Source organism: Streptomyces sp. NPDC043878 (assembly GCF_056435735.1).
This window is the reverse complement of sequence record NZ_JBWKDW010000002.1, coordinates 436,874-447,979: the sequence shown is the minus strand read 5'-3', so window position 1 is coordinate 447,979 and position 11,106 is coordinate 436,874. Positions and strand designations below refer to the sequence as shown.

At 70.7% G+C, this 11,106-nt stretch carries 11 protein-coding genes; 2 read left to right on the top strand and 9 right to left on the bottom strand.

The window, feature by feature from the left end; all coding sequences use genetic code 11:
• Positions 1-142 precede the first annotated feature (142 nt).
• Both AC07AZ_RS05720 and AC07AZ_RS05715 read right to left on the bottom strand, forming a co-directional pair.
• Positions 143-478: a hypothetical protein gene (locus AC07AZ_RS05720; RefSeq protein WP_356037578.1), complete on the bottom strand. Its 336-nt coding sequence runs from the start codon at positions 476-478 to the stop codon at positions 143-145.
• Complete coding sequence (locus AC07AZ_RS05715; RefSeq protein WP_478844140.1) at positions 475-666, bottom strand: hypothetical protein; 192 nt, start codon at positions 664-666, stop codon at positions 475-477. Before AC07AZ_RS05715 ends, AC07AZ_RS05720 begins: the two co-directional genes overlap by 4 nt.
• Positions 667-822: 156 nt before the next feature.
• Here AC07AZ_RS05715 and AC07AZ_RS05710 point away from each other — a divergent pair, with 156 nt between their 5' ends.
• Positions 823-1,809 carry a helix-turn-helix transcriptional regulator gene (locus tag AC07AZ_RS05710; protein WP_478844138.1) on the top strand — a complete coding sequence of 329 codons (987 nt, stop codon included), beginning with the start codon at positions 823-825 and terminating at the stop codon, positions 1,807-1,809.
• 48 nt (positions 1,810-1,857) lie between these two features.
• The gene (locus AC07AZ_RS05705; protein WP_478844136.1) at positions 1,858-2,853 is read left to right on the top strand and encodes a helix-turn-helix transcriptional regulator; all 996 of its coding nucleotides are present in this window, start codon (positions 1,858-1,860) and stop codon (positions 2,851-2,853) included.
• Here the strand turns inward: AC07AZ_RS05705 and AC07AZ_RS05700 are convergent.
• From AC07AZ_RS05700 to AC07AZ_RS05670, 7 genes are all read right to left on the bottom strand, one after another.
• On the bottom strand, positions 2,807-3,844 hold the full coding sequence (locus tag AC07AZ_RS05700) for a helix-turn-helix transcriptional regulator (protein WP_478844134.1): 1,038 nt from the start codon (positions 3,842-3,844) through the stop codon (positions 2,807-2,809). The two genes, AC07AZ_RS05705 and AC07AZ_RS05700, sit on opposite strands and share 47 nt — an antisense overlap.
• 386 nt (positions 3,845-4,230) lie before the next feature.
• Positions 4,231-5,337 (bottom strand): sugar ABC transporter substrate-binding protein, encoded by a 1,107-nt coding sequence (locus AC07AZ_RS05695; RefSeq protein WP_478844132.1) that lies wholly within the window; start codon positions 5,335-5,337, stop codon positions 4,231-4,233.
• Between the two features lie 316 nt (positions 5,338-5,653).
• Positions 5,654-6,106 (bottom strand): heat shock protein transcriptional repressor HspR, encoded by a 453-nt coding sequence (locus AC07AZ_RS05690; RefSeq protein ID WP_478844130.1) that lies wholly within the window; start codon positions 6,104-6,106, stop codon positions 5,654-5,656.
• A gap of 6 nt (positions 6,107-6,112) precedes the next feature.
• Positions 6,113-7,297 carry a molecular chaperone DnaJ gene (gene dnaJ, locus AC07AZ_RS05685; protein ID WP_478844128.1) on the bottom strand — a complete coding sequence of 395 codons (1,185 nt, stop codon included), beginning with the start codon at positions 7,295-7,297 and terminating at the stop codon, positions 6,113-6,115.
• Positions 7,298-7,330: 33 nt separating this feature from the next.
• Positions 7,331-7,984 carry a nucleotide exchange factor GrpE gene (gene grpE / locus AC07AZ_RS05680; protein ID WP_478844126.1) on the bottom strand — a complete coding sequence of 218 codons (654 nt, stop codon included), beginning with the start codon at positions 7,982-7,984 and terminating at the stop codon, positions 7,331-7,333.
• Positions 7,981-9,822, bottom strand: coding sequence for a molecular chaperone DnaK (gene dnaK, locus AC07AZ_RS05675; RefSeq protein WP_478844124.1), 1,842 nt, complete (start codon positions 9,820-9,822; stop codon positions 7,981-7,983). The genes grpE and dnaK overlap by 4 nt, the downstream gene beginning before the upstream one ends.
• A 96-nt stretch (positions 9,823-9,918) precedes the next feature.
• Complete coding sequence (locus AC07AZ_RS05670; RefSeq protein ID WP_478844122.1) at positions 9,919-10,968, bottom strand: MraY family glycosyltransferase; 1,050 nt, start codon at positions 10,966-10,968, stop codon at positions 9,919-9,921.
• Positions 10,969-11,106: the final 138 nt, after the last annotated feature.

Genomic DNA, 11,106 nt, shown 5'->3' with positions numbered 1-11,106 from the left:
CCCCCCCCCCCCCCCCCCCCCCCCCCCCCCCCCCCCCCCCCCCCCCCCCCCCCCCCCCCCCCCCCCCCCCCCCCCCCCCCCCCCCCCCCCCCCGCTGCGGGGGGGAAGTACCTGCGCGATCTGTTACGACGGGGGAATCGCGTCAGGCACTGCGGGGGGTGGCTGAGATGGTCGGCAGGTCCGGTACGTCCGGCTCCACCAGCTGGTGGTCCCGCTGGTCGAGGTTCACGAAGATCATTCCGTACCGGATGGCGCACCGCACCGGCTGCGGCGCCCCGCGAGGCCGCCGCAGGCACCGGTACGCCCGCAGGTCCTCGTCCTCGTCCCGGGTCACGACGACCGGCTCACCGAAGACCGTCACCATCAACGAGTCACCGGCGTGGGGGATCGCGGTGACCAGGTCGATGAAGTGCCAGCCCGAGCGATAGGCGGTGGCCATCTCGCGCCGGAAGGAGCGGTCGTCGGGCGGGGTGGTCATGCCGCCGCGCCCTTCGGCACGATGCTCCAGGACAGGTCCCCCGCCAGCACGTTGCTCCAAGAGAGGTCCGGAGGTGCGACGGCCTCACCGCTGGAGTCTGGCTGGGTGGCCGGTTCACTGCTCCAGGAGAGGTCCAGGGCACCGTACGCGCCGAACACCAACCCAGCGGAGAAGGCGACAGCGAGCACCGAGCGAACCATTCTCTTGCACATAGTCGGCTACGTCCTCACTTCCGTGGCTACTCTCCCCCGCCGTCACCAAGACGATGGCTCATTCAGTCAGTCGAACACCACAGGGTCGATGCATCATGTTCCTGCACGTTCAGGACCCTGGGGGGTGGAGCTTTGCCAACAAACGACCCATACCGGACACATCCTCATACCGAAGCGGAGTTGTGTGCCGACGGCAGGCGGCTTTACGCCAGTGCGCTGCGTTTCGGGCGCATCGCCCGTACGGAGGTCGAACCCGCTCCCTGCCTGGTCGACTTCGCGCTGCTGCACCCCGACCCGGACGACGCGAACTGGCTGCGCCCGGTTCCGCCGGCGGCCGCGCTGGCGCAGCGGCTGCACCCCCTGGAGCGGGAGATCCAGGAGCGCCGGAACCTCACGGTCCGGCTGACCGACTCCTTCGAGCCGTTCATGGCCATCAGTGCCCAGGATCTGCCCACCACGCACGCCATCACCGTGCTGGAGGGGATCAACCGGATCAACTCCGCGATCGAGCTCGCCCTCGGCGACTGCCGGTCGGAGATCCTGACGGTCCAGCCGGGGGGCGGCCGCAGTGAGCACTCGCTGACCGAGGCGCTGGACCGGGGACAGGCCGTCATCGCGCGGGGCATCACCATGCGGACCCTGTACCAGCACACCGCCCGGCACAGTCAGGGCACCCTGGCGTACGCCGAACTGATGGCCAAGGGCGGCAACGTCGAGATCCGGACGCTCGAGGAACTCATCGAACGGCTGATGATCTTCGACCGCACCGTCGCCTTCATCCCGGCCCGCGACGACAGCGCCGTCGCCCTGGAACTGCGCCACCCGGGCCTGGTCGACTACCTGGCCAAGGTCTTCGAGCAGCTCTGGGCCCGCGCGGTCCCGCTGCTGGAGGAGACGCCGTACGCTCCCCCCACCGACGGGATCAGCGGCGTCCAGCGGTCGATCGCCAAGCTCCTCGTCGAGGGGCACGTGGATGAGGCCATCGCCCGCCGCCTCGGCATGAACGTGCGCACCTGCCGGGCCCACATCGCCAAGCTCGCGGCCGCCCTCGGCAGCGGCAGCCGGGCACAACTCGGCTTTCTCATAGCCCAGTCGGGGATCCTGGACCGCGACCGCTGACCGGTGCGGGCCCGCCCGGGCGGGCGCCCCGAGGAGAGGAGACCAGGAGTGACCCCGGCGCCGCACCCGCAGCACGGACCGGAAGCCCTGTGCGCCGCGGGGACGCGGCTGTACGAACGCGCCCTGCGCGAGGGCCGGGTCCGCGCCGCAGACGCCGAGACGGCCCCCTGCCTGGTCGACCTCGGCCTGCTCCACCCCCCCGTCACCGACCTCGACACGCTGGAACCCGCCTCCCCGACGGTGGCCCTGCACCGGTTGCTGCGCGCCTCGCAGGAGCGCATCGCCGACGAACGGCGGCGCGAGCAGCGGCTGGCCGAGACCTTCGAACCGCTGCTGCGCATCGGCGGCCCGCCCACCACGGGCGGCGACACCCCGGCGATCAGCGTCCTGAACGGACTCGACCGGATCAACCTCGCCATCGCCCAGGCCATGGCCGACGCCTCCGCCGAACTCCTCGCCATCCACCCGCACACCAGCCACACCAGGGCCCGTCCCGAGCGCCACGCCGAGGCCCTGGCCCGCGACCAGGACCTGCTGGACCGCGGCGGCCGCATCCGCACGCTGTACCAGCACACGCTGCGTCACGCGCCCTCGGTGCTCGCCCGCTACGAACGGCTGCGCGGCGACGTCGAGGCCCGCACCCTGGACGAGGTGACCGAGCGTCTGCTGGTCGTCGACCGTGCCGTCGCCTTCGTTCCCGGCAGCAAGGACCGCTCCCTCGCCCTGGAGGTACGGCACCCTGCCCTGGTGGACTACTTCGCCACCACCTTCGACCGCCTGTGGCGGCTGGCCGACCCCATGCACCCGCGGGCGGCCGCGCAGCCCTCCCGCGACGGCGTCACCCACCGCCAGCGGGCCATCGCCGCGCTCCTCGTCGAGGGCCACACCGACGCCGTCATCGCGGACCGGCTCGGGATGAACGTCCGTACCGCCCGCGTCCACATCGCCAAACTCGCGGCGACCCTCGGCAGCGAGAGCCGGGCGCAGCTCGGCTACCTCATCGGACGGGCCGGGATTCTTGACCGGGAAGAGTCAGCGGGGTGACGCCGGCGGGGCGGACCGGGCCGTCCAGGCCGACCTGGGCGATCCGGACGCCCAACTGGGTACGGCTGGCCGCGCCCAGCGTCTCCGACAGCCTCGCGATGTGAGCCCGGCAGGTACGCACGCTGATGCCGAGCCGCTCCGCGATCACCGCGTCCTGGTGACCTTCCGCGAGCAGCGCGGCGATGGACTGCTCGCGGTGGGAGATGCCCTCGATGCCGGTGTCGGGCAGCGGCGCGGTCAGCGGGATCGCCAGCCGCCACAGCCGCTCGAAGACCGTCACCAGGTACCGCACCAGCGCCGGGTGGCGCAGCTCCAGGGCCAGGGTGCGGTCGGCGTTCGCGGGGATGAAGGCCACCGTCGAGTCGAACAGGATCAGCCGGTCGATCACCTCGTCGAGGGTCCGGGCCTGCACCGAACCACCCATCAGCTCCAGGTAGTTGATCAGGCCCTGGCCGTGTCGGGCGACGTGGGTGTACAGGTCGCGCATGCGCACGCCCCGGCCGCGCAGCGCGAGCGCGCGGTGCAGTCCCTCGGTGAGTTCGTGCTCGGGGCGGATACCGCCGGGCTGCACGGTGAGGACCTCCGTCGTGCAGGCCTCGGTCGCCTCGTCCATCGCCGCCTGGATGCGGGCGAGGCCGTCCAGGACGCGGATCGCCGAGCCCTCCACGGCGGCCGGCCGGGGCCGCGGCCCGAGTCCGGCGTACCACTCGACGGCGGCCACCGCCGAGCCCACCATCCGCTGGCTCGCGCTGACCTCGTCGTACACCCCGCGCAGCAGCCGGGTCATGACCTCCTGCGGGGAGGTGGGGACCAGCCAGTCCATGTCGTCGGGGTCGGGGTGCAGCAGCGCCAGATCCAGCAGACAGGGCACCGGTTCGGCGTCCCGGCGCGGCACGCGGCCCCGCCGTACGGCCCGGGAATACACGCGATCCCCGGTCTCGCACAGTCGGTCAGCACCGTGTGGATGCTCGTCCGTCCCGTGCCCGGCCATCGCCCATCCCACCCCCGGTTCCCGTCCTCCGCAGCGCAACTATGCGCGGACCGGACCCGCTCCGCAACACGGCTCCCCCCGGCGCGCGTTGTGGAAACCACCGGTATCTCCCGGTATCTCCGGGCCCCCTTCCGGCGGGTTGCAACAAGCTGACGGTGCCGGGCGGCGGCGGCCCCGTGGACGGCCCGGCACCCCTGCGTCCCGGGCGGAGGCCCGCCACCCTGCGGGGTACCGTACGTCATCGGGAACCGTCCGGCCATGAAACGTCACACTCGCAAACGTCCTCGGCCCCAAGACCGACCGGGAGTTCCTCGACCGCACCCGCGCGACCGTCGTCCCCGACCCCCGGGCGTCGTCGCCCAGCGCCCGGGGGACGCGGGGAGCCGCTAGTTCAAGCCGATGGCCGCGCAGGCGGACTTGTACCGGCTGGTGCAGATGTCGGACACCTTGTAGATGCCGTCCGCGACGACGGTGCTCTTGATGTTGCCCTTGGTCAGGGCGACCACGGGCACGAGCTGCGCCGGCACGGCCTTGTTCGTCGGGCTGTCGACGCTGTCCCGGGCCAGCGCGTCGAACTGGATGTCCTTGCCCTGGATCTTCGCCACGGCCATCTCCGCGGCGGCCTCGGCCTCGCCGGGGTAGGGCTTGTAGACGCTCATGTACTGCTCGCCGGCCACGATCCGCTGCACCGCCGCGAGTTCCGCGTCCTGACCGGTGATCGGCGGCAGCTTGGTGACGCCCGCGGCCTCCAGCGCCTTGATGACACCGCCGGCCATGGCGTCGTTGGCGGAGTACACGGCGGCGATGTTGTCCTTGCCGATCCTGTTGATCGTCTCGGCCATGTGCGACTGGGCCAGCTCCGGGCTCCACTTGTCGGTGTCGAACGAGTCGGCGATCGTCACCTTGCCCTCCAGCTCGGAGAGCGCGCCGGTCTTGAACTGCTTGGCGTTGGGGTCGGTGGTCGAGCCGTTGATCATCACGACCTTGTCGGAGGAGTCGGCCCCCGCACCCAGCGCCTCCAGCACGGAACGGCCCTGCACCTCGCCGACGAGCTCGTTGTCGAAGGACACGTAGGCGTCGATCGGGCCCTCGGCCAGCCGGTCGTAGGCGATGACCGGGATGCCGGCGTCCTTGGCCTTCTTCACCGTGCCCGCGATGAGATGCGCGTCGACCGCGTCGAGCAGGATGACGTCGACCTTGTCGTCGATCATCTGCTGCATCTGGCCGGCCTGCGTGTCCGCGTCGGCACCGGCGTTGGCGTAGACGGTCCGGCCCTGCTTCTTGGTGAGGGAGGCGACCTTCGCCTTGATGATCGGGTAGTCGAACTCGGCGTACCGGGTGTTCGTCTTCTCCGGCATCAGGACGCCCACCGTGATGTCGTTGCCCTTGGTCGGGCTCGCGTCTGCGCTGTCCCCCGAAACCCCCAGGGCGCCGCATGCGGCCAGCGAAAGAGTCATTGTGGACGCGGCCACGGATATGGCGATACGACGCATGGGGGTGCTCACTTCTGGTGCCTTCCGGACGTGGACGCAGCATTGCGACCCAGATGACTGAAAAGCCAACGCGGCCACGCCCCCCAGCGTCAAGCGAAACCACTTAACGAGATGACAACGCCACGCTCCGCTTTGCATGTGAAGACGTGAGGGAATCGCCGCAGAACAGTCTTCACGGACTCTACACCGAGCCTCTTCCGACGGGCCGTGAAGCTCCCTGCGGACAACGGGCGGACGGGGCCCTGCCAGCGCAGGTGAAGGGGCCCGGGGAACGCTCCCCGGGCCCCTTCACCACCATGTTCCCGCGCGCTTGGGTTCAGTCCGACGGCTGCTGCCGCTTGGGTCTCCACACCACCAACGCGCTGGTCTGCTGCACCTCCTGGTACGGAACCAGGTCCCGCCGGTAGGAGGCGTGCACCGCGGCCTCGCGCTGCTGCATCGCGGCCGCCGCGCCGTCCAGGGCCGCCTCCATCTCCGCCAGCCGGGACTGCAGGGCGGCGACCTGGTTCTCCAGCTCGATGATCCGCTTGATTCCGGCCAGGTTGACGCCCTCGTCCTGGGACAACTGCTGCACCTGGCGGAGCAGTTCGATGTCACGGGCCGAGTAGCGGCGGCCCCGGCCGGCGGTGCGGTCGGGAGAGACCAGGCCCAGACGGTCGTACTGGCGCAGCGTCTGCGGGTGCAGACCGGAGAGCTGGGCCGCCACCGAGATGACGTAGACCGGGGTTTCCTCGGTCAGTTCATACGGGTTGCGTCGACGACCGTCCATCTCGGATCAAGCTCCCTTCGCGGCCTGGAACAGCTCCGCCCGCGGGTCCTCACCCGCGGTCGCCTCGCGATACGCCTCCAGCGCGTCACGAGCCTTCCCCGACAGATCCGTCGGAACACTCACCTCCACGGTGACCAGCAGGTCACCGCGGGTGCCGTCCTTGCGGACCGCGCCCTTGCCACGGGCGCGCATGGTACGGCCGTTGGGTGTGCCCGGCGGCAGCTTGAGCGTCACCGGCGGGCCGCCCAGGGTGGGCACCCTGACCTCGCCGCCGAGCGCCGCCTCCGTGAACGTCACCGGGACGGTGACGGTCAGGTTGTCCTCCCTGCGGCCGAAGACCGGGTGCGCGTCCACGTGCACGACGACGTACAGGTCACCGGCCGGTCCACCCCGCTCGCCGGGCGCGCCCTTGCCGCGCAGACGGATGCGCTGGTTGTCGCTCACCCCGGCCGGGATGCGGACCTGCATGGTCCGGGACGACTTGGCGCGGCCGCTGCCGTGGCAGACCTCGCAGGGGTTCTCGGCCATCAGGCCGCGGCCCTTGCAGTCCGGGCAGGGGTCCGTCAGCGAGAAACCGCCGCCGGAACCCCGGGCGACCTGACCGGTGCCGACACAGGTCGGGCACACCCGCGGGTTGCCGTTCTTGTCGCCGGTGCCCGAACAGGCCTTGCAGGGCTGCTGGCTGGACATGCGCAGCGGGACCGTCGCACCCTCGATCGCCTCGGTGAAACTGAGGGTGACCTCGGACTCGATGTCCTGGCCGCGCCGGGGGTTGGTGGTCCGCGTGGGACCGGCGCCGCCGCGGTTGAACAGGCCCCCGAAGACGTCTCCGAGTCCGCCGCCGAAGCCGCCGGCCGGCTGACCGCCGCCCTGGGCGCCGCCTCCGAAGAGGTCGCCCAGGTCGAAGTTGAAGGAGCCGCCGCCCGCGCCCGGCCCCGGACGGAAACCGCCGTTGCCGAAGAGGGTGCGGGCCTCGTCGTACTCCTTGCGCTTCTTGGGGTCGCCGAGGACGTCGTTCGCCTCGGAGATCTCCTTGAAGCGCTCCTCGGCCTTGGCGTTGCCCTTGTTGGCGTCCGGGTGGAACTCGCGGGCGAGCTTCCGGTACGCCTTCTTGATCTCGGCCTCGGTGGCGTCCTTGGGGACGCCGAGGACCTTGTAGTAGTCCTTCTCGATGAAGTCCTTGGTGCTCATCCCCGACGCCCCTCCTTTCTCATCGGTCCAAGCTCAGCCCTCGTCCGGGCCACCGCTCTCCTTGTCGTCGGCCGCCTCGGTCGCTTCCTCGCCCTTGACGGTCTGCGCCCCCGGCTGGGGTTCGGCCACGGCCACCCGCGCGGGGCGGATGGTGCGTTCGCCGAACCGGTACCCGGGCTGCAGAATCGCCACGCACGTGGTCTCGGTGACGTCCGGTGCGTAACTGTGCATCAGGGCCTCGTGGATGGTCGGGTCGAAGGGCTCGCCCTCCTTGCCGAACTGCTGCAGGCCCATCTTGGCCGCGACGGTCTCCAGCGACTCCGCGACGGACTTGAACCCGCCGACGAGCTCGCCGTGTTCCCGCGCGCGGCCGATGTCGTCGAGCACGGGCAGGAGTTCGGTCAGGAGGCTCGCCACGGCGATCTCCTTGACCGTGATCCGGTCCCGCTCCACCCGGCGGCGGTAGTTCTGGAACTCGGCCTGGAGCCGCTGGAGGTCGCCCGTGCGCTCGTCGAGCGCCTTGCGTGCCTGGTCCAGCTGGGCCGTCAGACCGGCGATCTGTGCTGCTGATGAGTCCCCGGCCGGGGCCGCCCCCTCCTCGGGGGCGGCCGCGGGCTCGGCGTCGTCAGAGGTGGCGCCGGAAGGGACGTCGGGCTTCTCCTCGAAGCCCGGGGTCTCCTCCGTCACGCGGCACCGTCCTTGCGCTCGTCGTCCACGATCTCGGCGTCGACGACGTCGTCGTCGGCCTTCGGGGCCTCGGCGCCCGCGGCACCGGCGCCGGCCTGACCGGCCTGGGCGTCGGCGTACATGGCCTGGCCCACCTTCTGGGAGACCGCGGCGACCTTCTCGGTGGCCGTGCGGATCTCAGCGGTGTCCTCGCCCTTGAGCGCGGCCTTCAGCTCCTCGACGGCGGCCTCGACCTCGGTCTTGACCTCGCCCGGGACCTTGTCCTCGTTGTCCTTGAGGAACTTCTCCGTCTGGTAGACGAGCTGCTCGCCCTGGTTGCGGGTCTCGGCGGCCTCGCGGCGGGCGTGGTCCTCCTCCGCGTACTTCTCGGCCTCCTGGCGCATCCGGTCGACCTCGTCCTTCGGCAGCGAGGAGCCGCCGGTGACGGTCATCTTCTGCTCCTTGCCCGTGCCGAGGTCCTTCGCGGTCACGTGCATGATGCCGTTGGCGTCGATGTCGAAGGCGACCTCGATCTGCGGGACACCACGCGGCGCCGGCGGCAGACCGGTCAGCTCGAACATCCCGAGCTTCTTGTTGTACGCCGCGATCTCGCGCTCGCCCTGGTAGACCTGGATCTGCACGGAGGGCTGGTTGTCCTCGGCGGTGGTGAAGATCTCGGACCGCTTGGTCGGGATCGTCGTGTTCCGCTCGATGAGCTTCGTCATGATGCCGCCCTTGGTCTCGATGCCCAGGGACAGCGGGGTGACGTCGAGCAGCAGGACGTCCTTGACCTCGCCCTTGAGGACACCGGCCTGGAGCGCGGCGCCGATGGCGACGACCTCGTCCGGGTTGACGCCCTTGTTGGCCTCGTTGCCGCCGGTCAGCTCCTTGACGAGCTCGGCGACGGCGGGCATACGGGTGGAGCCACCGACGAGAACGACGTGGTCGATCTCGGACAGCTGGATGCCGGCGTCCTTGATGACGTTGTGGAACGGCGTCTTGCAGCGCTCCAGCAGGTCGGCCGTCAGCTGCTGGAACTGGGCGCGGGTGAGCTTCTCGTCCAGGTGCAGCGGGCCCTCGGCGGACGCCGTGATGTAGGGCAGGTTGATCGAGGTCTCGGTGGACGAGGACAGCTCGATCTTGGCCTTCTCGGCGGCCTCACGGAGGCGCTGGAGGGCCATCTTGTCCTTGGCCAGGTCCACGCCGTGGCCGGACTTGAACTGCTGCACCAGGTAGTCGACGACCCGCTGGTCCCAGTCGTCACCACCGAGGTGGTTGTCGCCGTTGGTGGCCTTCACCTCGACGACGCCGTCGCCGATCTCCAGCAGGGACACGTCGAAGGTGCCGCCGCCGAGGTCGAAGACGAGGATCGTCTGGTCGTCCTTGTCGAGGCCGTAGGCGAGCGCGGCCGCGGTGGGCTCGTTGACGATGCGCAGGACGTTGAGACCGGCGATCTCGCCGGCTTCCTTCGTCGCCTGACGCTCGGAGTCGTTGAAGTAGGCCGGGACGGTGATGACCGCGTCCGTGACCTTCTCGCCCAGGTAGGCCTCGGCGTCCCGCTTCAGCTTCTGCAGGATGAAGGCGGAGATCTGCTGCGGGTTGAAGGGCTTCCCGTCGAGCTCGATCTTCCAGTCCGTGCCCATGTGACGCTTCACGGACCGGATGGTCCGGTCCACGTTGGTGACCGCCTGGCGCTTGGCCACCTCGCCGACCAGGACTTCGCCGTTCTTCGCGAAGGCGACGACGGACGGCGTGGTCCTGGCACCCTCGGCGTTGGTGATGACGGTGGGCTCGCCGCCCTCCAGAACGCTGACGACGGAGTTAGTCGTGCCCAGGTCGATGCCGACCGCACGTGCCATGGTTGATTCCTCCAGCAATGACTTGAGTGGAACAGGCTCAAGTGTGCATCACTGTTCCCGCTCGGTCAACAGAGGTGAGTCGACGAGACTCAACTCTTATCCGCTCCTTACACGCAAGTGCCCGCTGACCTGCACGGATGCGGAGGAAGGAGCTGACCGAGGCGGGTGAACCGACTGCCGCCGAGTCCCGTAGACCTTGATCCTCAGCAGTCCGAGGACGAGGATCAGGGCGCCGGACGCCACCCAGAACGCCCCCGACTCCGCGACCCAGCCGAGGTGCTCCAGCACCCCCACGAGTACCCCGGAGAACGAGCCGACACCGAGCAGTACCGTCGCGCCCTGCGGAGTGAGCCCGAGCCGCCGCAGCCGGTGGGCGAGATGGTCCGGGCCGCTGCGCAGCAGGGGTCGCCCGGCCAGCCGCCGCGACAGCAGGACGAGCACGACGTCCGTGCTCCCGGCGGCGGTCAGCGCGAACAACACCCCGGCGCTGGGCCCCAGTTCGTAGCCGGTGCGGCTGAGCACGGCCGCCGAGGCCAGCACGAAGCCGACGAACAGGGAACCGCAGGCCCCGAGGGCGGTCCGCGCGGGATGCCAGTTGTGCATGAGGAACCCGGTCAGCGCGGCGGCCAGCACGCTCAGCAGCACCGCGAGCCCGTCCATCACCTCGGCGGCGGCACACGCCCCCACCCCGAAGGCGGTGATCACCCCCACGGTGCCGGCCAGCGCGTCGGCGTGGTCGAGCGCCTTGAAGCCGGCGGCCACGAAGACGATCCAGCCCACCGCCAGCAGCCCGGCGGGCAGTCCGGTCTCCTCGTAGGGCACCACGCAGGCCGCCGCGACGGCCGTGCCGCCGAGCACGAACCGGGCCTTGACCCGCCGGAGGTCGGCGATCAGCCCGAGGACCGCGACCCCCGCACCGGCGACCAGCAGCCTCCCGATGCCGCCGAGCGGCGCGACCCCGGTCCAGTTCCCGGCCGCCGCCACCAGACAGGTGGCGAGCACCACGGCCACCCCGCCGAACAGCGGGACCGGCCGCTTGCGCCGCCGGTCGACCGCCCCGAGACGCAGGGCGGGGACCCGCAGCGCCGCGGTGAGCACGGCGGCGAGCAACAGGGCGGTGATGGCGGCGGCGATCCCGTAGAGCACCCCACCAAGCTAGTCCGAATGTAATGATATGCGGTGAATTGACCCCAGGGTCCGCGCGCCGCCGCGCCGCGGCCACTGAGGCAGCCCTCAGTAGCACAGATCACCGCACGGCTGACTACAGTGCGGCGCAGGATGCGG

Bases quoted from the DNA above. Each gene is read 5' to 3' on its own strand.
- AC07AZ_RS05690 (WP_478844130.1), bottom strand. From the start codon at position 6,106: ATGGACGGTCGTCGACGCAACCCGTATGAACTGACCGAGGAAACCCCG.
- AC07AZ_RS05695 (WP_478844132.1), bottom strand. From the start codon at position 5,337: ATGCGTCGTATCGCCATATCCGTGGCCGCGTCCACAATGACTCTTTCG.
- dnaJ (WP_478844128.1), bottom strand. From the start codon at position 7,297: ATGAGCACCAAGGACTTCATCGAGAAGGACTACTACAAGGTCCTCGGC.
- dnaK (WP_478844124.1), bottom strand. From the start codon at position 9,822: ATGGCACGTGCGGTCGGCATCGACCTGGGCACGACTAACTCCGTCGTC.
- AC07AZ_RS05720 (WP_356037578.1), bottom strand. From the start codon at position 478: ATGACCACCCCGCCCGACGACCGCTCCTTCCGGCGCGAGATGGCCACC.
- AC07AZ_RS05700 (WP_478844134.1), bottom strand. From the start codon at position 3,844: ATGGCCGGGCACGGGACGGACGAGCATCCACACGGTGCTGACCGACTG.